The organism is Sphingomonas sp. BE138, from assembly GCF_031456125.1.
GTDB lineage: Bacteria > Pseudomonadota > Alphaproteobacteria > Sphingomonadales > Sphingomonadaceae > Sphingomonas.
The window spans coordinates 181,409-200,401 of record NZ_JAVDUC010000007.1; the positions used below are offsets into that span (position 1 = coordinate 181,409).

Annotated in this window: 22 protein-coding genes, 1 tRNA gene and 1 pseudogene; 21 read left to right on the forward strand and 3 right to left on the reverse strand. The window is 72.9% G+C overall.

Annotation, left to right across the window (positions count from 1 at the left end; translation table 11 throughout):
• Window positions 1–32: 32 nt before the first annotated feature.
• The 19 genes from J2Y58_RS11290 (at window position 33) to J2Y58_RS11380 (ending at window position 14,893) form a co-directional block, all read left to right on the forward strand.
• On the forward strand, window positions 33–530 hold the full coding sequence (locus J2Y58_RS11290) for a hypothetical protein (RefSeq protein ID WP_310102997.1): 498 nt from the start codon (window positions 33–35) through the stop codon (window positions 528–530).
• Complete coding sequence (locus J2Y58_RS11295) at window positions 527–1,834, forward strand: terminase large subunit domain-containing protein (protein WP_310102999.1); 1,308 nt, start codon at window positions 527–529, stop codon at window positions 1,832–1,834. The genes J2Y58_RS11290 and J2Y58_RS11295 overlap by 4 nt, the downstream gene beginning before the upstream one ends.
• Before the next feature lie 111 nt (window positions 1,835–1,945).
• Window positions 1,946–3,025, forward strand: coding sequence for a phage portal protein (locus J2Y58_RS11300; protein ID WP_310103002.1), 1,080 nt, complete (start codon window positions 1,946–1,948; stop codon window positions 3,023–3,025).
• The gene (locus J2Y58_RS11305; protein ID WP_310103005.1) at window positions 3,022–3,351 is read left to right on the forward strand and encodes a DUF6127 family protein; all 330 of its coding nucleotides are present in this window, start codon (window positions 3,022–3,024) and stop codon (window positions 3,349–3,351) included. Before J2Y58_RS11300 ends, J2Y58_RS11305 begins: the two co-directional genes overlap by 4 nt.
• Window positions 3,348–3,716, forward strand: a complete 369-nt coding sequence (locus J2Y58_RS11310; RefSeq protein WP_310103008.1) for an HK97 family phage prohead protease — start codon at window positions 3,348–3,350, stop codon at window positions 3,714–3,716. Before J2Y58_RS11305 ends, J2Y58_RS11310 begins: the two co-directional genes overlap by 4 nt.
• Before the next feature lie 42 nt (window positions 3,717–3,758).
• Complete coding sequence (locus J2Y58_RS11315; RefSeq protein ID WP_310103011.1) at window positions 3,759–4,763, forward strand: phage major capsid protein; 1,005 nt, start codon at window positions 3,759–3,761, stop codon at window positions 4,761–4,763.
• A 213-nt stretch (window positions 4,764–4,976) separates the two neighbouring features.
• The gene (locus tag J2Y58_RS11320) at window positions 4,977–5,486 is read left to right on the forward strand and encodes a hypothetical protein (protein WP_310103014.1); all 510 of its coding nucleotides are present in this window, start codon (window positions 4,977–4,979) and stop codon (window positions 5,484–5,486) included.
• Window positions 5,483–5,647 carry a hypothetical protein gene (locus tag J2Y58_RS11325; RefSeq protein WP_310103016.1) on the forward strand — a complete coding sequence of 55 codons (165 nt, stop codon included), beginning with the start codon at window positions 5,483–5,485 and terminating at the stop codon, window positions 5,645–5,647. The genes J2Y58_RS11320 and J2Y58_RS11325 overlap by 4 nt, the downstream gene beginning before the upstream one ends.
• Window positions 5,635–6,027 carry a DUF3168 domain-containing protein gene (locus J2Y58_RS11330; protein ID WP_310103019.1) on the forward strand — a complete coding sequence of 131 codons (393 nt, stop codon included), beginning with the start codon at window positions 5,635–5,637 and terminating at the stop codon, window positions 6,025–6,027. The genes J2Y58_RS11325 and J2Y58_RS11330 overlap by 13 nt, the downstream gene beginning before the upstream one ends.
• A 1-nt stretch (window position 6,028) precedes the next feature.
• Window positions 6,029–6,436 carry a phage tail protein gene (locus J2Y58_RS11335; RefSeq protein WP_310103022.1) on the forward strand — a complete coding sequence of 136 codons (408 nt, stop codon included), beginning with the start codon at window positions 6,029–6,031 and terminating at the stop codon, window positions 6,434–6,436.
• Complete coding sequence (locus tag J2Y58_RS11340) at window positions 6,433–6,747, forward strand: gene transfer agent family protein (protein WP_310103025.1); 315 nt, start codon at window positions 6,433–6,435, stop codon at window positions 6,745–6,747. Before J2Y58_RS11335 ends, J2Y58_RS11340 begins: the two co-directional genes overlap by 4 nt.
• Window positions 6,744–6,938: a phage tail assembly chaperone gene (locus J2Y58_RS11345; protein WP_310103031.1), complete on the forward strand. Its 195-nt coding sequence runs from the start codon at window positions 6,744–6,746 to the stop codon at window positions 6,936–6,938. Before J2Y58_RS11340 ends, J2Y58_RS11345 begins: the two co-directional genes overlap by 4 nt.
• On the forward strand, window positions 6,931–7,521 hold the full coding sequence (locus J2Y58_RS11350) for a tail tape measure protein (RefSeq protein ID WP_310103033.1): 591 nt from the start codon (window positions 6,931–6,933) through the stop codon (window positions 7,519–7,521). The genes J2Y58_RS11345 and J2Y58_RS11350 overlap by 8 nt, the downstream gene beginning before the upstream one ends.
• Window positions 7,521–9,770, forward strand: coding sequence for a DUF2460 domain-containing protein (locus J2Y58_RS11355; protein ID WP_310103035.1), 2,250 nt, complete (start codon window positions 7,521–7,523; stop codon window positions 9,768–9,770). The genes J2Y58_RS11350 and J2Y58_RS11355 overlap by 1 nt, the downstream gene beginning before the upstream one ends.
• The gene (locus J2Y58_RS11360) at window positions 9,767–10,570 is read left to right on the forward strand and encodes a DUF2163 domain-containing protein (protein WP_310103038.1); all 804 of its coding nucleotides are present in this window, start codon (window positions 9,767–9,769) and stop codon (window positions 10,568–10,570) included. Before J2Y58_RS11355 ends, J2Y58_RS11360 begins: the two co-directional genes overlap by 4 nt.
• Window positions 10,567–11,001, forward strand: a complete 435-nt coding sequence (locus J2Y58_RS11365) for a peptidoglycan endopeptidase (RefSeq protein WP_310103040.1) — start codon at window positions 10,567–10,569, stop codon at window positions 10,999–11,001. The genes J2Y58_RS11360 and J2Y58_RS11365 overlap by 4 nt, the downstream gene beginning before the upstream one ends.
• A gap of 1 nt (window position 11,002) precedes the next feature.
• Window positions 11,003–13,138, forward strand: a complete 2,136-nt coding sequence (locus J2Y58_RS11370) for a phage tail protein (RefSeq protein WP_310103043.1) — start codon at window positions 11,003–11,005, stop codon at window positions 13,136–13,138.
• A complete protein-coding gene (locus tag J2Y58_RS11375; RefSeq protein WP_310103045.1) occupies window positions 13,135–13,638 on the forward strand; it encodes a DUF2793 domain-containing protein in 504 nt (167 codons plus the stop codon). Before J2Y58_RS11370 ends, J2Y58_RS11375 begins: the two co-directional genes overlap by 4 nt.
• Before the next feature lie 130 nt (window positions 13,639–13,768).
• Entirely contained in the window at window positions 13,769–14,893 is a 1,125-nt protein-coding gene (locus tag J2Y58_RS11380; protein WP_310103047.1) for an OmpA family protein, read from the forward strand.
• Window positions 14,894–15,180: 287 nt separating this feature from the next.
• Here the strand turns inward: J2Y58_RS11380 and J2Y58_RS11385 are convergent, their stop codons facing one another.
• On the reverse strand, window positions 15,181–15,912 hold the full coding sequence (locus tag J2Y58_RS11385; protein WP_310103049.1) for a folate-binding protein: 732 nt from the start codon (window positions 15,910–15,912) through the stop codon (window positions 15,181–15,183).
• Between the two features lie 54 nt (window positions 15,913–15,966).
• Here J2Y58_RS11385 and J2Y58_RS11390 point away from each other — a divergent pair, with 54 nt between their 5' ends.
• Window positions 15,967–17,298, forward strand: coding sequence for a dihydroorotase (locus tag J2Y58_RS11390; protein WP_310103052.1), 1,332 nt, complete (start codon window positions 15,967–15,969; stop codon window positions 17,296–17,298).
• A 19-nt stretch (window positions 17,299–17,317) separates the two neighbouring features.
• On the opposite strand, the gene J2Y58_RS11395 is transcribed toward J2Y58_RS11390, so the two are convergent.
• Window positions 17,318–18,082: a DUF1134 domain-containing protein gene (locus tag J2Y58_RS11395; protein WP_405053094.1), complete on the reverse strand. Its 765-nt coding sequence runs from the start codon at window positions 18,080–18,082 to the stop codon at window positions 17,318–17,320.
• A 161-nt stretch (window positions 18,083–18,243) separates the two neighbouring features.
• Between J2Y58_RS11395 and J2Y58_RS11400 the strand changes: the two genes are divergently transcribed.
• Window positions 18,244–18,333 (forward strand) — tRNA-Ser (locus J2Y58_RS11400).
• Between the two features lie 297 nt (window positions 18,334–18,630).
• Here J2Y58_RS11400 and J2Y58_RS11405 read toward each other — a convergent pair.
• Window positions 18,631–18,993 (reverse strand): annotated as a pseudogene (locus J2Y58_RS11405) (methyl-accepting chemotaxis protein); the annotation flags it as partial.

Consider the following 18,993-nt stretch of genomic DNA (forward strand, 5'->3'; position numbering starts at 1 on the left):
GCGACAACGCGGCGGCAATGGCGGGGGGCGGGATGCAGCAAGGCGAACGGGCAGCAGGGAGCGACGCGCCGGTCCGGAGCGGCGATACGGCGGATAGTGGTGCGGCAGCGGGGGCGGCCCGGCCGTCGCAGCGGTGGTCGCGCAACGACCGCAACACGTTCCTCGATCATTTCGCGATCGACGGCGACGTGGCGCGCGCGGCGGCGGCGGCGGGGAAGACGGCGCGGTCCGCCTATGCGCTGCGGCGGCGGAGCACGGCGTTCGGGGCGGGATGGCGGCTGGCGCTGGACGATGCCTATGAACGGATGGAGGCGGCGCTGGTCCGGCAGGTGCTGGGCGATACCGACACCAGGATGGACGTGGCCGCGGCGCTGGTGCTGCTGGAGCGGCGCCCGGGCGCGGCGATCGATGTCGCGACGACGCCGCGCAAGGTGGCGACGCGCAACAGCCCGCTGGCGAAGGCGGAGCGCGAGCTGCTGCGGCGGGTGCAGGCGATGGCCAGGCGTTCGGCCGCGAAGGCCGCGGAATGAGCGGCGTCGGGCTTCGCGCGCTCGGCGGACTGGCGCAACTGACCGAGCGTGAGCGGGAACGGGTGGTCGCGACGGTCGGCGCGCAGGCGGCGGCCGAACTGAACGCGGCATGGGAATTGTGGGCGCACGCCGGGCAGCTGGCGCCCGCGGGCGACTGGCGGGTGTGGCTGATGCAGGCCGGGCGCGGGTTCGGGAAGACGCGCGCGGGGGCGGAATGGGTGCGGGCGATGGCGCGCGCGGTGCCGGGGGCGCGGATCGCGCTGGTCGGTGCGACGGTCGAGGATGCGCGCAAGGTTATGGTCGAGGGGCCGAGCGGGGTCGTCGCGGTGGCGCGCCCCGCCGATGCGGTGGTGTGGCGCCCGACCAGCGGCGAGGTGCGGTTCGGGAACGGCACGGTGGCGACGCTGTATTCGGCGGCGGCGCCGGAGAAACTGCGCGGGCCGGAGCACCATTTCGCCTGGGCGGACGAGCTGGCGAAATGGAGCCATGCCTCGGCGTGGGACAATCTGACCATGGGGCTGCGGCTGGGCACGTTGCCGCGCGCGCTGGTGACGACGACGCCGCGTGCGACCGCGCTGATGCGGCGCGTGCGGGCGGCGCCGGGCACGGTGGTGACGCGCGGGCGGACGCGCGACAACGCGCACCTGCCCGAGGCGTTCGTCGCCGCGATGGAGGCGAGCTACGGCGCCACGCGACTGGGGCGGCAGGAGCTGGACGGCGAGCTGATCGACGACGTGGCGGGCGCGCTGTGGCCACGCGCGCTGATCGAGCGGCAACGCGCGGGCGTGGTGCCCGAACTGACGCGCGTGGTGGTGGGCGTCGATCCGCCGGCCGGGGTCGGCGGCGATGCGTGCGGGATCGTCGCGGCGGGGCTGGGCCGCGACGGCCACGGCTATGTGATCGAGGATGCCAGCGTGACCGGCGCGAGCCCCGAGCGGTGGGCGCACGCGGTGGTAGCGTGCGCGGCGCGGGTGTCGGCGGAGCGGGTGGTCGCCGAGGCGAACCAGGGCGGCGCGATGGTCGAGCAGGTGCTGCGCGCGGCGCAGGCGTCGCTGCCGATCCGGCTGGTCCATGCGACGCGCGGCAAGGCGGCGCGCGCGGAACCGGTGGCGGCGCTCTACGAACGCGGGCGGGTGTGGCATGCGCGCGCGTTTCCGGCGCTGGAGGACGAACTGGCCGGGCTGGTCGCGGGCGGCGGGTACGAGGGGCCGGGACGATCGCCGGACCGCGCGGACGCCTGCGTCTGGGCGCTGACCGCGCTGATGCTCGACAAGCAGGGCGAGGTGCGGGTGCGGACGATGTGAGGGTTCGGGCGGGTGCGCTGCGTGTGTGGCGCCCCCTTTCTCATTGCTTCGCTACGCCCGCAATGACGGCGCGGCCGGAGCGGGCGCGGACGATCTTCGGAGGTATCGGACATGGCATGGTTCGGATGGAAGTCCGGGCGCGCGGTCGCGCGTCCGGCGTTGGGGCGTGCGGGCGGGGTGCCGCGCGCGATCGGGGAGTGGCCGCAGGGCTATGAGGCGCAGGTGCGCGCCGGCTATTGCGGCAATGCGATCGCGCAGCGCGCGGTGAAGCTGGTGGCGGAGGCGGTCGAGGGCGCGCCGCTGGACGTGTCGGACGCGCGGCTGCGCGCGCTGGTGGCGGGGCGCGGGTTCCTGGAGGCGGTGAGCGCGCAGGTGCTGCTGCACGGCAACGCCTTCGTCCAGGTGCTGCGCGACGGCGACGGGCAGGTCGCCGAGCTGTTCGCGCTGCGCCCGGAGCGGGTCAGCGTCGAGCTGGGCGCGGACGGGTGGCCGGGCGCGTATCTCTACCGCGTCGGCGTGCGCACGACGCGGCTCGATCCGGGGAGCGTCATCCATGTGCGGCGCTTCAACCCGGTCGACGATCATTACGGGCTGGGCTGCCTGGGCGCGGCGTCGGCGGCGATCGCGATCCACAATGCGGCCGCGGCGTGGAGCAAGGCGCTGCTCGACAATGCCGCGCGGCCGTCGGGCGCGCTGGTCTATGACGCGGGCGACGGGTCGGTGCTGAGCCCCGACCAGTTCCGGCGGCTGCGCGAGGAGATGGAGCAGGGGTTCGCGGGGGCGGCCAACGCCGGGCGGCCGATGCTGCTGGAGGGCGGGCTGAAATGGCAGGCGATGAGCCTGACGCCCGCCGACATGGACTTCGCGGGCACCAAGGCGGCGGCGGCGCGCGAGATCGCGCTGGGTTTCGGGGTGCCGCCGATGCTGCTCGGGCTGCCGGGCGACAGCACGCACGCGAATTACAAGGAGGCGAACAAGGCGCTGTGGCGGCTGACGGTGCTGCCGCTGGCGGGGGCGATCCTGTCGGCGATCCGCGACGGGCTGGCCGAGGCATTCCCGGCGGCGCGGTTGCAGATCGACCTCGACCGCGTGCCGGCGCTGGTCGAGGATCGCGAGCGGCTGTGGCGGATGGTGGCGGCGGCCGACTTCATCACTCGCGACGAGAAGCGGCAGATGGTGGACTGGGCATGAGCGCGGCGGGCGGCAGCGTGCTGGCGCAATTGCTGGCGCAGGGGCGTGGCGAGGGCGCAGACATCGCGACGCTGCGCGCGATCGCGGAGGAGGCGGGCGAACTGGGCGCGGTGCGCGCGCTGAAGCGGCTGGGGCTGGCCGACGACGGCGCGGCGGGCGACGTGGCGGAGCTGCGCGAACTGCTGCGCGCCTGGCGCGATGCGAAACGTTCGGCATGGCGCGCGCTGGGGGCGTGGGCGATGCGGATCGTGCTGGCGCTGCTGCTGGCGGGGATCGCGATGCGGCTGGGGTTCGAGGACCTGCTGAAGCCCGGCGCGCTGAAATGAGGATCGTCGGTTACGCGGCGGTGTTCGACCGGGTCGATCGCGCGGGCGACGTGATGCGGCGCGGCGCCTTCGCCGGGGCCGGCGCGGTGCCGCTGCTGATGCAGCATCGCGGGGCGCCGGTGGGGGCGGTGATCGACATCGGCGAGGATGCGCGCGGCCTGCGCGTCGCGGCGCAGGTCGACGACCAGGAGGTGGCGCGGCTGGTGCGCGCGCGGGCGTTGCCGGGCCTGTCGGTCGGGTATCGCGCGCGCGCGGTGCGGCAGGGCGCGTGGCGCGAGATCCTGCGCGCCGAGCTGATCGAGGTGAGCCTGGTGGCGGTGCCGATGCAGCCCGCCGCGCGCGTCGAGGCGATCACGCGGCTGTGATTTTCCAGGGGTCGCGGGGACCCCTTTCCTGTGGAGAAGAGCATGAACGATACGGTGGTGGCGCGCCCGGTGCTGGACGGCGCGCGCGTGCAGGGTGGTGGCGCCTTCGACGGCTTCGTGCGGTCGGGCGCGGTGATCGAGCAGAAGGCGTTCACCGGCGCGACCGGCGACCAGGGCGGCTTCGCGATCCCCAAGGAGATCGATGCGCAGATCGACGCGGTGCTGAAAAGCGCCAGCCCGATCCGCAGTATCGCCAACGTGGTGCAGGTCGGGTCGGCGGGGTATCGCAAGCTGGTGACGACCGGCGGCACGCCGTCCGGCTGGGCAGCGGAGACCGATGCGCGGCCGGTGACCGCGTCGCCGACCTTCGTCGAGATCGCGCCGCCGATGGGCGAGCTCTATGCCAATCCCTCCGCCAGCCAGGCGATGCTCGACGATGCGCAGTTCGACGTCGAGGCGTGGCTGGCCGGCGAGATCGCGGCGGAGTTCGCGAAGGCCGAGGGCGCGGCGTTCGTGAACGGCAACGGCACCAACCGCCCGCGCGGCTTCCTGCAGGCGCCGACCGCGGCGGCGGGAGATGCGACGCGCAGCTTCGGGACGCTGCAATATCTGCCGACCGGTGCGGCGGGCGATTTCGGCAGCAACGGTGCCGAGCGGCTGATCGACCTGGTCCAGGCGTTGCGCGCGCCGTACCGGCAGGGCGCGGCCTTCGTGATGAACGCGACGACCGCGGCGCGCATCCGCAAGTTCAAGAGCAGCGACGGGCAGTTCCTGTGGCAGCCGAGCATGGCGGCGGGGCAGCCCGCGACGCTGCTCGGTTACCCGGTGGTCGAGGCCGAGGACATGCCCGACATCGCGGCGGGCGCGCATGCGGTGGCGTTCGGCAATTTCAAGCTGGGCTATTTGATCGCGGAGCGTGCGGAAACGAACGTGCTGCGCGATCCGTACAGCAACAAGCCGTTCGTGACCTTCTACGCGACCAAGCGCGTCGGCGGGTGCGTGTCGAACAGCGAGGCGATCAAGGTCCTGCGGTTCGCCGCAAGCTGAGCCTGCGATTGCCAAGGCAATCGCAGGACCCGGCAAGGCCGGGCAGCGGGGGGCAGCCGCAAGGCCGTCCTCCGTCTGACGGCGTTGCCGGTGGCGGGTGGAGCGCAGGAGCCGCAAACAAGGCGCGCGCGGAGAGATGGACCCCGGCCTTCGCCGGGGTGACGGTAAAGGGGGAGGGCGGCGCCCCCCACCGGAACAGAAAGGACATCGATGATGATCGTGGCAGGGGCGCCCGGCGTGGTGACGCTGGGGGCGGAGGATCGTGCGCGCGCGCTGGCGGCGGTGCGCGCGGAGTTGCGGGCGGCGGCGATCGACGACGATGCGCTGGCGCTGGCGTTCGTCGAGGCGGCGCTGGGGCTGGCGGAGCAGTTCACGGGGCGCGTGCTGATCGTGCGCGAGGTGGTGGCCGACCTGGACGGCGCGGCCGGGTGGCAGGTGCTGCCGGTGGCGCCGGTGCGCGCGATCACCGCGGCGGGCTTTGCGGTCGACATCGATGCGCAGGGCGTCGGGTGGGTGAAGAGCGCGGCGGCGGTGCGGGTGACGTTCACCGCCGGGCTGGCGAGCGGCTGGGCGGGGTTGCCCGCGCCGCTGAGGCAGGGCGTCGCGATGCTGGCGGCGCATCTGTTCAGCGACCGCGCCGGGAGCGCGCCGGTGCCCGCCGCGGTCAGCGCGTTGTGGCGGCCGTTCCGCGACGTGCGGCTCGCGCAGCCGGTGCACGCATGAAGCGCGCGGTCGAGCAACTGCGCGCGCGGGTGGTGGCGCGGCTGCGCGTCGTGCTGCCCGATGCCGAGGTGGAGGAGCACGACGACGGCGTGACGGTCGGCGCGCGCGGGCTGAAGCGGCGGTGGGTGGAGGATCCGTCGCTGGCGTGGTGGCGGCAGTGATGCGCGCGGGCGTGCTGGCGCGGTTGCGCGAGCGGGTGGCGGTGACGCGGGTATTCGAGGGCGCAGGCACCAAGGGAACGGTGCCGTTCCTGACGCTTCGCGAATGGAGCGCCAGCGACTGGGGAACGAAGGACCGGGCGGGGCGCGAGCTGCGCATCGGGGTGGCGATACGCGACGAGGGCGAGAGCGGCGCGCGCGCGGTGGCGCTGGCGGCGGATGCCGAGGCGGCGTTGCTGTCGGTGCCCGGCGTCGCGGGATGGCGGGTCGTGAACGTGGTGCCGGTGCGCAGCGCGCTGCTGAACGAAGGTGTGGGAACCGTGGGCGCGGGGCGGTGGGTGGCGCTGGTCGACGTGCGGGTGCGGATGATGGCGGAGGATTGAGATGGCGGCGGAAAAGGGCAGTGCGTTCCTGCTGAAGGTCGGCGACGGAGCGACGCCGGTGACGTACCGGACGGTGGCGGGGCTGCGCACGACGCAGCTGAGCGTCAACGGCGAGGCCGTGGCGATCACCAGCAAGGATTCGGGCGGGTGGCGCGAATTGCTGTCGGGCGCGGGGGTGCGGTCGGTAAGCGTCGCGGCGGCGGGGGTGTTCACCGGATCGGCGGCGGAGCTGCGCGTGAAGGCGAGCGCGCTGGCCGGGACGCTCGACGACTATCGGCTGACGTTCGAGAGCGGCGAGACGATGACCGGGCGGTTCCTGGTCACGCGGCTGGACTATGCCGGGGATTACAACGGCGAGCGCAGCTACACGATCGCGCTGGAAAGCTCCGGCGCGGTGGTGAGCGCGTGAACGCGGTGCCCAACCCCGTTCGGGGGGAGGCGGCGGTGCGCGTGGCGGGCGAGATGCTGGTGCTGCGCCCGACGTTCGCGGCGCTGGTGGCGGCGGAGCAGGAGCTGGGGCCGCTGTTCGACCTGGTCGAGCGGGCGGCGGCGGGGCGGCTGGCGCTGGCGGAGCTGGTGGGGCTGTTCTGGCACTGCCGGCACGGCGCGCCGGCGGCGCTGACGCGCGACGCGCTGGGCGAGGCGGTGGTGGAAGGCGGCATGAGCGCGGCGACCCCCGCGCTGAAGGTGCTGCTGACGCAGATCCTGGCGGGGCGGTGACGACCTTCGCCGAGGCGGCGCGGCGGCTGGCCGGGCTGGCGGGGGCGGTGTTCGGGTGGCGCGCGGACGAGTTCTGGCGGGCGACCCCGGTGGAACTGGCCACGCTGGTGCAGGCGTGCGTGCCCGCGGCGACACCGCCCCCCGATGCCGCGACGATCGCGGCGATGCAGGAGGCTTTTCCCGATGGATGACGAGATCGAGCGGCTGGTGATCGGCGTGCGCGCCGACACCGGCGGGTTCGCGCGCGACGTGGCGGCGATGCGCGCCACGCTGGAGAGCGGGCTGGGGAACGGTGCGGAGCGCGCCGGGCGTGCGGTGGAGACCGCGCTGGCGCGTGCGGTGCGGACCGGCAAACTGGGGTTCGACGACCTGAAGGCGGTCGCGCTGTCGGCGATGGGGGAGATCGCGGCGGCGGCGCTGCGACAGGGGATCGGGCACGTGCTGGGCAGCGGCGGCGCGGCGGGCGGCGGGGGCGGCCTGCTGGGGGCGGGCGGGCTGGCCGGCCTGCTGACCGGGTTGCTCGGCTTGCCGGGGCGGGCGACCGGCGGGCCGGTGAGCCCGGGACGCGCCTATCTGGTCGGCGAACGCGGGCCGGAGGTGTTCGTGCCGACCACCAGCGGACACGTGGCGGTGCCGGGAAGCGGCGGCGGCGCCCGCGACGTGCGGGTGGCGATCACGATTAATGCCGGCACTGCCGGCGCGCCCGAGGCGATGGCGCGATCGAGCCGGCAGGTGGCGCGTGCGGTCCGTGCCGCGCTGACGGAGGCCGAGTGATGGGGCATTGGTTGACGGCGGCGCGTGGCCAACAGGACGCGGGGGTTCTGACGCGCTTCGACCCCGTTTACTGGACGGTGAACTTCCCGCGGCCGATGATGGCGGCGGTGACGACGACCGCGGCGGATGCGCTGCGCGTCGATGCGGTATTCTACCGTCGCGACGATCTCGCCGGGCTGATCTGGGAAAGCGAGGACCGGCACGATCATCCGCTGCTGCGCTACGAGACCGCGCGCGATTACCGGCGCTGCCGGCTCTCGTTCCGGTGGCGGTCGGCGGGGGTGCTGGCGCTCGATGCGGTCAACGGGCCGGTGCTGACGATCGAGGGCCGCGACGCGGACGGGAACGCGCGCGCCTGGTACGTGCGGTTGTGGAATTACGCGACCGGTACGCCGCAGGATGCGCGGGTGGCGATCGACTTTGCAAGCGTCGACGGCGGGTTCCTGTTGCCGGGCGAGCGCGATCCCGTGTGGGCGGGGGATGTCGAGCGGATGTTCGTGTCGCTGGTCGCGCCCGGCTACGATGCGGCGGGCGGGGCGCTGCCGGCGCCGGTCGAGGCGTGGGTGGAGGTGAGCGAGATCGCCTGCACCGGCGCGGGGGCGGTGATCGCGATCGGCGACGTCGTGCTGCCGGAGCACGACGTGCGCATCGCCAGCGGCTATGACGACAGCTACCACCTGACGCCCGCGCGGTTGCTGCGCAATGCGCTCCAGCTCGGGTATCGCGGCGCGATCGTCCATTATGTGGGCATGAGCCACTATTTCCGCCTGCGCGGCGGCGTGGTGGAGGGCGCGCTGAACGTCGCATGCGCGGCGTGGCACCGCGATTTCGCGGCGCGGGCGAAGGTGCTGGGCTACGACCTGATCTGGTCGCTGTCCTACGAACTGTTCGACGCGCATTGCCCGGCGGGGTGGAAGCAGCGCGCGGCCGACGGAAGCCCGGCGCTGACCGGGTGGGTGCCGCCCTCGACCCTGCTGTCGCCGAGCAACGTCGCGGCGATGGCGTATCTGCACGGCGTCGCGCGCGCCTTCGTCGCGATCGGGCAGGCGGCGGGGCTGGCGCCGCACTTCCAGATCGGCGAGCCGTGGTGGTGGGTGACCCCCGAGGGCGCGCGGCCATGCATCTATGACGACAGCGCCGTGGCGGCGTTCGCGCCGGTCGCGGTGCCGAGCGTGCGGGCCACGCTGGATGCCGCGCAGCGCGCGACGCTCGACCGCGCGGGCGCGGCGCTGGCGGCGTCGACCGCGGCGCTGGCGGCGGCGGTCAAGGCGGCGGCGCCGGGGTGCACGACGTATCTGCTCACGTACCTGCCGACCGTGCTCGACGCCGCGGCGCCCGAGGCGAAGCGGATGAACATGCCGCTCGGCTGGGCGGCGCCGGCGTTCGACGTGCTCCAGCTCGAGGATTACGACTGGGTGACCGAGGGCGACACCGCGTCGAGCGCACGCGGCGCGGCGGCGGCGACGCTGCGGCTCGGCTATCCGGCGGGGGCGCAGGATTATCTCTCCGGGTTCGTGCTGCGGCCCGAGCAGCGCGGGCAGTGGCGCGCGATCGTCGCCGCCGCAGGGGCGGCGCAGGCGCGCGGGGTGCCGCGCGTGTACCTGTGGGCGCTGCCGCAGGTGCTGCGCGACGGGCTGGTCTATTGGCAGGAGGAGGGCGCGGTGGAGGCGTTCGACGACGTGATGTTCCCGCTGGCGCTCGGTCGCGAGGCGGAGGTGACGCCGACCTTTTCGACCGGCGTGACGACCAGCGCGGGCGGTCGCGAGACGCGCAGCGTCGCCTGGGCGGAGGCGCGCACCCGCTACGACGTGGGGCCGGGGGTGCGCAGCGAGGCGGATGTCGCGACGCTGCTCGCCTTTTTCCGCGCGCGGATGGGGGCGGCGCGCGGGTTCCGGTTGCGCGATCCGTTCGACTGGCGTGGCGTCGGCGAGGCGATCGGGACCGGCGACGGTGCCACGCGGACCTTCGCGCTGGTGCGGCGCTACGGGCAGGCGGTGCGGCGGATCACGCGGCCGGTGTCTGGAAGCGTGCGCGTGGCCGTCGGCGGCACGGCGACGGGTGCGTTCACGCTGGCGCCCGGCGGGGTGGTGACGCTGGACGCGGCACCGGCGAAGGGCACGGCGGTGACGGCGTCGTTCGACTTCGACGTGCCGGTGCGCTTCGCCGAGGACCAGCTGAGCGTGACGCGCGCGACGCATCTGGCGGGCGCGGCGCCGTCGGTCCCGCTGATCGAGGTGCGCGAGGCATGAGCGACCGGCTGTTGACGCAGGCGTTGTGCTGGCGGGTCGAGCGGCGCGACGGGGTGATGGTGGCGCTGACCGATCACGACCGCGACCTGGCGGTGGACGGCGTCAGCTATCGCGCCGCGCCGGGGGTGACGCCCTCCGCCGTGGTGCGCGCCGAGGGGCTGGACGCCGACACGATGGAGGTGACCGGCGCGCTGGGGGAGGGCGCGTTCCGGCGCGCCGACCTGATCGCCGGGCGCTGGGACGGGGCGCGCGTCGCGATGCTGGCGGTCGACTGGAGCGATCCGGCGCGCGGCGTGGTGCCGCTGGGCGAGGGGCGGATCGGCGCGGTCGAGCTGGGTGCGGACGGCTTCACCGCCGAATTGCGCGGGGTGCAGGCGATGCTGGAGCGGCCGGTGAGCGAGGCGACCTCGGCGGCGTGCCGCGCCACGCTGGGCGATGCACGCTGCCGGGTGGCGATGGCGGGGCGGCGACGCTTCGCGCGGGTCGTCGCGTGGGAGGGTGAGCGGGTGACGCTCGACCGTACCGAGCCGGTGGCGGATGCGTATGGCGAGGGCGTGCTGCGGTGGTTCGGCGGCGCGAACGCCGGGCTGGCGAGCGCGGTGGAGCGCTCGGACGGTGCGGTGCTGACGCTGCGCGCGCCACCGGCGTTCGCGGTGGCGGCGGGGACGCTGGTGGCGGTGGTCGAGGGGTGCGACCGGCGGCTGGCGACGTGCGCGGGGCGGTTCGGCAATGTCGCGAACTTTCGCGGCGAACCGCACCTGCCCGGCATCGACCTGCTGACGCGGTATCCGGGGGCGTGACGGCTGGCGAGCGGGTGCTCGCCGCCGCACTGGAACTGGTGGGAGTGCGGTTCCGCCCGCAGGGGCGCGATCCGGCGCTGGGGCTGGATTGCGTCGGCGTCGTGGCGGTCGCGCTGGAGCGGGCGGGGGCGGAGGTGATGTTGCCGCGTGCCTATGCGCTCGCCAGCGGGTGCGTGCCGCCGGGCGCGGTGCCGTGCGCGGTTCAGGGCGGGGTGCGACCCTGCGACGGGAGCATGGCCGGAGACGTGCTGTTGTGCCGCATTTCGGCGGCGCAGCTGCATCTGGTGGTGCGCGGACACGACGGGATCGTCCACGCCGATGCGCAGGCGCGGCGGGTGGTCGCGCGGCCGGGAGCGGTGCCGTGGCCGGTCGATGGGGCGTGGCGCTGGACGGGGCGGCCAAGGGGGCTGCGGATAGCGGAGGGGGACTGACATGGCGACATTGGTGCTGACGACGGTCGGCGGCGCGATCGGCGGGCCGGTGGGCGCGGCGCTCGGCGGCGTGCTGGGGCAGGCGGTCGATCGCAGTGTCCTGGCGCCGAAGACGCGGCAGGGACCGCGGCTATCCGACCTGAAGGTACAGACCTCGTCCTATGGCACGGTGATCCCGAAGGTGTTCGGGACGATGCGGGTCGCCGGCTGCGTGATCTGGGCGACCGAGCTGATCGAGACGCGCAGCACGACCCGCGGGGGCAAGGGGCGGCCGGGCACGACCGGCTACAGCTATGCCGCGTCCTTCGCGGTGGCGCTGTCGGCGCGGCCGATCGCCGGGGTGGGGCGGATCTGGGCCGAGGGCAAGCTGCTGCGCGGGGCGGCGGGCGACTGGAAGGTGCCGACCGGGTTCCGGCTCCACGCCGGCAGCGAGGAACAGGAGGCCGACCCGCTGATCGCCGCATTGGAGCCGCAAGCGCCCGCCTATCGGGGCCTTGCCTATGCGGTGTTCGAGAATTTGCCGCTGGGCGAGTTCGGGAACCGCATCCCGTCGCTCAGCTTCGAGGTGATCGGCGATGCCGTGCCGCCGACGATCGGCACGGTCGCGGCGGCGCTGGGCGGCGGCGCAGTGGTCGGCACGGGGCCGGCGGCGGTGCTGCCGGGCTATGCGGCGGGTGGCGAGAGTGCAGCCGCGGCGCTGGAGACGCTGGCGACGATCGCGGGGGCGTGGTGGGTGCCGGAGCGCGGTGCGCTGCACCTGGCGGAGGCGCCGCGAGTGGTGGTGGCGGTCGACGCGGATGCGGCGGTCAGCGAGCGGCGGCAGTCGATCGAGACGGTGCCGCGGCGGGTGACATTGTCATGCTACGACCCGGCGCGCGATTATCAGGTCGGGGTGCAGCAGGCCACGCGACCGGGCGGCGGCGGCTGGCGCGAGACCGCGCATGACATGGCGGTGGCGCTGGAGGCGGCGGCGGCGCGCGGGCTGGCGCAGGCGTTGCTGAAGCAGGCGGAACGCGGGCGGGTGACGCGGCGGGTGACATTGGACGCCAGCGCGGCGGCGATCGCGCCGGGCGATGCGGTGCGGTTGGGCGAAGGCGACGCGGCCTGGCGGGTGACGCGTGCGGAGCAGACCGGGCGCGGCGTGGTGCTCGACCTGACCCCGCCCGCCGCCGCGACGATCGCGCTGCCGGCCGACGCCGGGCAGGTGCTGCCGGCCCCCGATCGCGCGGTGGCGGCGACGCGGCTGGTCGCCGCCGAGCTGCCGCCGCTGGACGACACGCGCGCGGACACGATGCGGATCGCGGTGCTGGCGAGCGGTGACGCGCCGGGCTGGCGCGCGGCCGCGCTGATGATGAGCCTGGACGGCGGCGCGACCTGGGAGGCGGCAGGGACGACCGCGGCGCCGGCGATCATCGGCGTGACGGCCATGCCGGTCGCGGCGCGCGGCGCGTGGCTGGTCGACCGGGCGTCCGCGATCGAGCTGGTACTGGCGCATGCGGACATGGTGCTGGTGTCGGTCGACGATGCCGCGCTGGACCGCGGCGCGAACCTGGCGTTGCTCGGCACGGAGCTGATCCAGTTCCGCGATGCGGTGGAGGTGGCGCCACGGCGCTGGCGCGTGTCGACGCTGTTGCGCGGGCGACGCGGGACCGCGGCCGGTGCGCATCCGGCGGGGGCGGCGTTCGCGCTGGTCGAGGCGGAAGGCGTGGCGGCGATCGCGGTGCCGCGCGCGCGGGCCGGGGACACGATCCGGTTGCTGGCGAGCGGGATCGGCGATGCCGAGCCGGTGGCTGCGTCGGCGGTCGTCACCGGCGCCTCGGTCGCGCCGCCGGCGCCGGTGCGGCTGCGCGCGGCGCGGACGGCGGACGGTGGAGCTGCGCTGCGCTGGGTGCGGTGCAGCCGGCTGGGGTGGCGCTGGGTCGACGGCATGGATGCGCCGCTGGGCGAGGAGCGCGAGCTGTATGCCGTGACGCTCGAGGGCGGCGATCCGCCGCGCGTGGTGACCAGCGACGCGCCGCAGCTGGTGCTGCCGTCGGCGATGCTGCGCGACGGCGCGACACGGGTCGCGGTGCGGCAGCTGGGAACGCTGGCGGCGTCGGGCGCGGTCGAGGGTGTGATCGAGGGAGACGGACGATGACCGAGGAGGATAGCGCACGGTTGGGATTGCCGTTGCTGGCGCCCGGGCAGGCGCAGAAGGAACTGTGGCACAACGAGGCGCTCGCGCTGCTCGACATCGCGGTGCAGGCGGTGGTGGAGGAGGTGGGGCGCGACGCCCCGCCCGGCGCGCCGCAACCGGGGCAATGCTGGATCGTCGGCGCGGCGCCGACCGGCGACTGGACGGGCCATGCCGGCGCGATTGCAGGCTGGACCGCGAGCGGCTGGCGGTTCGTGGCACCGCGTGCCGGCTTGCGCGCATGGCACCCGGCGAGCGGGCAGGAGGCGGTTCACGACGGCGCCGGCTGGCGACGCGGCGACGTGCGCGCGGCGCGCGTCCTTGTCGACGGGCAGCAGGTAGTCGGCGCGCGGGGTTCCGCAATCGCCGTGCCGAGCGGCGGCGCGACGATTGATGTCGAAAGTCGTGCCTGCGTCGAAATGATCTTGATTGCGATGCGAAAGCATGGACTTATCGGCACATGATTGCCGCTCCCGGCATGAAAAAGGTGTGGCAATAACGCCACAGCACCCGGTATTTGTCAGCTTGTCCGGAAACCATCCTTTCGATAGTGAGTTTGGCCGTCCGTAGTGACACCATGGAAAGGGGATTTTGATGCGTAAGGTAGCCATGTTCACGGCACTCGCTTCCACCGCCCTCGCCACGCCAGCGCTTGCGCGCGACAAGGCGTGGTATGTCGGCGTTGAAGGCGGTGCGATGATCGTCGAGGACATCGACTGGAGCGTGACCGGCACCGCGGCGAGCCGCAACGGCACCGCGACCGTCGACCACGACTACGGTTGGGATGTCGACGGCGTAGTCGGCTATGACTTCGGTGCGTTCCGCCTGGAGACCGAGGCCGGCTACCGCCGTGCGACGATCGACAGCCTCCGCACCACCGCCGCCGTTCCGCTGAGCGGCACGACGCAGGCGAACCCGGGCACCTATGATGGCGTCGGCGGCCGTACCACGGCGCTGAGCTTCATGGTCAACGGTTTGCTCGACTTCGGTGAAGACGACGGCCTGCAGGGCTTCGTCGGCGGCGGTGCGGGTGTCGCCCGCGTCCAGGCCCGCATGTCGGCGCCGAACGCCTATCGTTTCCTCGACGATTCGGACACGGTCTTCGCCTGGCAGGCGCTGGCGGGTATCCGTGCGCCGCTGACCGAGAACATCGACGTGTCGTTGAAGTATCGCTTCTTCAACGCCGACAACGTCAACCTGTTCGACGCGCGTGGCAGCGAGTATGACGGTCGCTTCCGTTCGCACAGCCTGCTGGGTGGCGTGACGTACAACTTCGGTGCGCCGGAAGAAGCGGCTCCGCCGCCGCCCCCGCCGCCCCCGCCGCCGCCCCCGCCGCCCCCGCCGCCGCCTCCGCCGCCGGAAGTGGTGTGCTCGCCTGGTCCGTTCATCGTGTTCTTCGAGTGGAACAAGTCGGACGTCACCCCGGAAGCGGCGTCGATCCTCGACAACGCGGTCACCCAGTATCAGAGCTGCAACAACGCGCAGGTCATGCTGGCTGGTTACACCGACACCTCGGGTTCGGCGAAGTACAACGTCGGCCTGTCGCAGCGTCGCGCGGACTCGGTGAAGGCGTACCTCGCGTCGAAGGGTATCCCCGACGGCGTGATGACGACCGAAGCGTTCGGCGAGACCAAGCTGCGCGTCGAGACCGCCGACGGCGTCCGCGAAGTGCAGAACCGCCGCGTGGAGATCACCTACGGTCCGGGTTCGGGCCAGTAAGGTCGATCACTTCGGTGACGAAAGAGGGAGGTCGGCGAAAGCCGGCCTCCTTTTTTGTTGAAGCCACGTGATGCCGGCCGGCATGTGAGGGGAAAGCGGCACTTGCCGGCGCGCTGAACCTCCCGTCCATCTTTGCGCCGAATGCGTTCGATGGCGTGGCGATCGGCCTGCCGCGGCCGCATCCGGCCCATGGGTCCAAGCGTCGCGCTACGCTGTCGATCGGCTGGCCGTCCGGGCGGGCGCTTGGCGAAGAGCCGCGATCCGCATGCGGGTCGCAGCACTCAGCCTTATGTGGTGGTAGAGTCGCTTAATTCCGCTCCCAGCCAGGCCGGGATCAATGCATCGCCCAAGGCATCGACGCGGCGCAGCGTGACCATGACACCGTGCTCGGGGTAGAGGCTGCGGCGTCGCGCGTCACCCTCATCCAGCGGCGCGACCACCAGCCGGCGGCGGACCTTGTCGCGGTGATGCATCCGCGCGGTATTCTCCTGACCGACGTAGCAGCCCTTGGTAAAGCTGACGCCGTTCAGTTCGCGCGGGTTCGCCTCCAGCCACAAGGTCTCGCCCGAACCGAGATCGGCGACGCCCTCCGCCACCCCCAGCGACAGGCGATGCGCATGCCAGCCCGCGGCCGCGCGCGCAGGCGGCCCCAGCCAGCGCGCCCCGAGCGCCGCCAGCCGCGGATCGTGCGGGCCGTCGGCCGCGTCGCGCGACCAATGCACCGCCAGCGCCGCGTCGGGCGCGATCGTGATCGCGCGCCGCAGCCGGTACATCGCGAGGCGTCGCGCGATCGCTTCGGCGTGGTCGCGCTCGACGTCGAGCAGCACGTCGTCGCCATCGGCCCACACGATCATGTCGAACAACGCCTTGCCCTGCGGCGTCAGCAGGCCCGCCCAGACCGGCAGCGCGCCGCCGACGTCGTTGGTCAGCAGCCCTTGCAGGAAGCCGCGCACATCGTCGCCGGACAGGCGCAGCAGCGCGCGATCGGCCAGCATCGTCGCCGGGGTGGTATCGTCCATGCCGCCAAGGTAGGAAGGGCGGCGACCCCGCGAAAGAGCCAGAAAGGGCTGACGATGCCGACCTACGATCTCCTGCTCACCGGCGGCACCGTGCACACCCCCGGCGGCCCGGTCGCGGCCGATGTCGGCGTGCGCGACGGCCGGATCGTCGAGATCGGTGCGCGTGGCGATGCGGGACGGACGATCGACTGCACCGGGCTGGACGTGCTGCCCGGCGTCATCGACACGCAGGTGCACTTCCGCGAGCCGGGGCTGGTCCACAAGGAAGACCTGGCGACGGGCAGTGAAGCGGCGGTGATGGGCGGCGTGGTGGCGGTGTTCGAGATGCCGAATACCAAGCCGAACACCGATTCCGCGGAAGCGATCGAGGACAAGCTGACCCGCGCCGCGGGGCGGATGTGGTGCGACCATGCCTTCTATGTCGGCGCGACCAACCACAATGCGCGCGACCTGGCGGAACTGGAGCGGCTGCCCGGCACGGCAGGGGTCAAGATCTTCATGGGTGCGTCGACGGGCGACCTGCTGGTCAGCCAGGATGCACGGCTGGCCGAGGTGCTGGCGAGCGGGCACCGCCGCGTCGCGATCCATGCCGAGGACGAGGATCGCATGAACGCCCGTGCGGGCGAGCGCGTCGAGGGCGATCCGTCGTCGCATCCGGTGTGGCGCGACGACGAGAGTGCCCTGCTGGCGACGACGCGCATCCTGCGGCTCGCGCGCGCGGCACGTCGACGGATCCACGTCCTGCACGTCACCACCCCCGCCGAGCTGGAGCTGTTGGGGCAGAACAAGGACATCGCGACGTGCGAGGTCACGCCGCAGCACCTGACGCTGGCGGGTGAGGAGGCCTATCCGCGGATCGGCACGCTGGCGCAGATGAACCCGCCGATCCGCTCGGGCGCGCACCGCGACGGGCTGTGGTACTGGCTGAACCAGGGCGTGCCCGACGTGATCGGATCCGACCATGCGCCGCACACGCTGGAGGAAAAGGCGAAACCCTATCCGGCCAGCCCGAGCGGCATGCCGGGCGTGCAGACGCTGCTCCCGCTGCTGCTCGATCACGCCGCACACGGCCGGCTGTCGCTCCAGCGCGTCATCGAACTGACGAGCGCGGGCGCGCAGCGGATTTTCGGACTTACGGCCAAGGGGCGGATCGCGGCCGGTTACGACGCCGACTTCACGATTGTCGACCTGAAGAAGCGCTGGACGATCGAGGAGCGCTGGCTGCGCTCGCGCGCGGGCTGGTCGCCGTTCACCGGTATGGAACTGACCGGCAAGCCGATCGGCACGATCGTGCGCGGTCAGGTGGCGATGTGGGAGGACACGCTGGGGGACGCGCCGCAGGGGGCGCCGATCCGCTTCGACGCGACCGGCTTTCCGGGCGGCTGAGCCGCCCGTCAGCAGGCCGTCAGAACGGCAGCCACTTCGACGTTTCGGTGAACTTCATATAGCCGACGTTGACGCCTGCGCGCCACCCGACACCGAGCCGCACCGGGATCAATACGACATTGCCCTTGCGCAGGTAGGTCGCCGCAAACCCGCCGACGAAGTACAACCGCCCCTCCGCGCCGGGGAAGCGGGCGAACAGGTCGTGCGAGTCGTAGAGATTGTAGACCAGCACGAAGACCTTGTTGGCATCTCCCCCGACATCGAAGCCGACCGAAGGGCCGGTCCAATAGACGGGACGCTGCCCCTCGACCTTGTGCGTCATGATGCCCGAGCCGTAGCGCACCCCGAGAATGAACGCGCCCGACGCCTCGCGCCCCGCGATATAGGCATTGGGCTCGCCCTGGTCCTTCAGGATCTTCTCGATGATCTGCGCGAAGCCCTCCGCGCCCTTGCCGAACACGCCCTCGCCCGCCGCGATCAGGTCGTCGCGCTTGTAGGTCGAGGCGGCGGTGGTCGTCGCATCCGCGCGCGTTTCGGAGCCGGTCGGGGGCGGCGGGGTCTGCGGCAGCGGCGCCGAGGTCGGCTCGTTCTCGGGCGAGGGGTCCGAGCGCTGCGGCGCCACCGGTGCGGTCGGCGTGCGCACCGGCGGGGGAGCGCCGGTGACGTCCCCGTCGATCGCCGCGTTCGGGTCGATCGTGCGCACTTGCGCCATGGCGCCGGCGGGCGTGCCGAGCATCATCGCCGCCAGCACCGCCGCCCAGATGCCGCGCCCCATCGTTCGCATCATGTCCGCCCCCTCGATCATCGCGACGTTATAGGCCGCGCGGTACTGTCGCGGCAATGAACGGCGCGACGAGGGGACTCGTGGGCGGGACGTGCGGAAAACGCGCGCAACCGGTTGATCGCCGCTCGCACCCCCGCTATAGCCGCGCCCTACGCCGGCCCGGAGACGTGGGTGAGTGGCTGAAACCAACGCTTTGCTAAAGCGTCGTACGGGAAACCGTACCGAGGGTTCGAATCCCTCCGTCTCCGCCACCGACGCGTTCTTTCAGCGTCCTTAAAGAGCCCGCCAAGCGCGGTTTCACGCAGAGTTTCAGAAGCGATCTGGACCAGGTGCCGTCCGCGTCATCGGAGGTGGAGCGGGTCCCCTCGCACGCTGCGCTCCCCATGCGATGTGTCGACGAGCGTCCGGGCCGCCCTGAGCAGCCTGCGGCGGATGGCTGCCGCTCGTTGCGGCGCCGACCGCTCGAAACGAATTTCATCTCGAGCGATCGGCGACTTCTTGGAAGTCCTCGAAGTAAGACGGCCGGGCCGTAAACCCGACCGGGGACGTTAAAAGGCCGACCAGTCGTCCGTTGCCACCGCAAGGTTGCCATGACTTGGACGCTGGATCGAGGCGACAGGGCGGCGTGTCGCATCCTGGGCGATGCGGCGGCCAACGTCGGCGGCACGGGCCTGAAGCGCACGTACTGGCGACGCATGCGACGCACGTTCGGCGGTACCCTTGAGGGTGAACCGCGCCACTTCCCCGGACAGCGTTCCGGCTTCGTCGGCCAGGCTGCGTGCGGCGGCGGTCGCTTCCTCGACCATCGCGGCATTCTGCTGCGTCACGCCGTCCATCTCCGACACCGCGGTGTTGACCTGCTGCAGGCCGGTCGCCTGCTGCTCGGCGGCGGCGGCGATGCTGCCGACCAG

What these genes read in the sequence shown, in the direction of transcription:
- J2Y58_RS11290 (WP_310102997.1), top strand. Translation starts at nt 33, where the DNA reads ATGCAGCAAGGCGAACGGGCAGCAGGGAGCGACGCGCCGGTCCGGAGC.
- J2Y58_RS11295 (WP_310102999.1), top strand. Translation starts at nt 527, where the DNA reads ATGAGCGGCGTCGGGCTTCGCGCGCTCGGCGGACTGGCGCAACTGACC.
- J2Y58_RS11300 (WP_310103002.1), top strand. Translation starts at nt 1,946, where the DNA reads ATGGCATGGTTCGGATGGAAGTCCGGGCGCGCGGTCGCGCGTCCGGCG.
- J2Y58_RS11305 (WP_310103005.1), top strand. Translation starts at nt 3,022, where the DNA reads ATGAGCGCGGCGGGCGGCAGCGTGCTGGCGCAATTGCTGGCGCAGGGG.
- J2Y58_RS11310 (WP_310103008.1), top strand. Translation starts at nt 3,348, where the DNA reads ATGAGGATCGTCGGTTACGCGGCGGTGTTCGACCGGGTCGATCGCGCG.
- J2Y58_RS11315 (WP_310103011.1), top strand. Translation starts at nt 3,759, where the DNA reads ATGAACGATACGGTGGTGGCGCGCCCGGTGCTGGACGGCGCGCGCGTG.
- J2Y58_RS11320 (WP_310103014.1), top strand. Translation starts at nt 4,977, where the DNA reads ATGATCGTGGCAGGGGCGCCCGGCGTGGTGACGCTGGGGGCGGAGGAT.
- J2Y58_RS11325 (WP_310103016.1), top strand. Translation starts at nt 5,483, where the DNA reads ATGAAGCGCGCGGTCGAGCAACTGCGCGCGCGGGTGGTGGCGCGGCTG.
- J2Y58_RS11335 (WP_310103022.1), top strand. Translation starts at nt 6,029, where the DNA reads ATGGCGGCGGAAAAGGGCAGTGCGTTCCTGCTGAAGGTCGGCGACGGA.
- J2Y58_RS11350 (WP_310103033.1), top strand. Translation starts at nt 6,931, where the DNA reads ATGGATGACGAGATCGAGCGGCTGGTGATCGGCGTGCGCGCCGACACC.
- J2Y58_RS11355 (WP_310103035.1), top strand. Translation starts at nt 7,521, where the DNA reads ATGGGGCATTGGTTGACGGCGGCGCGTGGCCAACAGGACGCGGGGGTT.
- J2Y58_RS11360 (WP_310103038.1), top strand. Translation starts at nt 9,767, where the DNA reads ATGAGCGACCGGCTGTTGACGCAGGCGTTGTGCTGGCGGGTCGAGCGG.
- J2Y58_RS11370 (WP_310103043.1), top strand. Translation starts at nt 11,003, where the DNA reads ATGGCGACATTGGTGCTGACGACGGTCGGCGGCGCGATCGGCGGGCCG.
- J2Y58_RS11375 (WP_310103045.1), top strand. Translation starts at nt 13,135, where the DNA reads ATGACCGAGGAGGATAGCGCACGGTTGGGATTGCCGTTGCTGGCGCCC.
- J2Y58_RS11380 (WP_310103047.1), top strand. Translation starts at nt 13,769, where the DNA reads ATGCGTAAGGTAGCCATGTTCACGGCACTCGCTTCCACCGCCCTCGCC.
- J2Y58_RS11385 (WP_310103049.1), bottom strand. Translation starts at nt 15,912, where the DNA reads ATGGACGATACCACCCCGGCGACGATGCTGGCCGATCGCGCGCTGCTG.
- J2Y58_RS11390 (WP_310103052.1), top strand. Translation starts at nt 15,967, where the DNA reads ATGCCGACCTACGATCTCCTGCTCACCGGCGGCACCGTGCACACCCCC.
- J2Y58_RS11395 (WP_405053094.1), bottom strand. Translation starts at nt 18,082, where the DNA reads ATGCGAACGATGGGGCGCGGCATCTGGGCGGCGGTGCTGGCGGCGATG.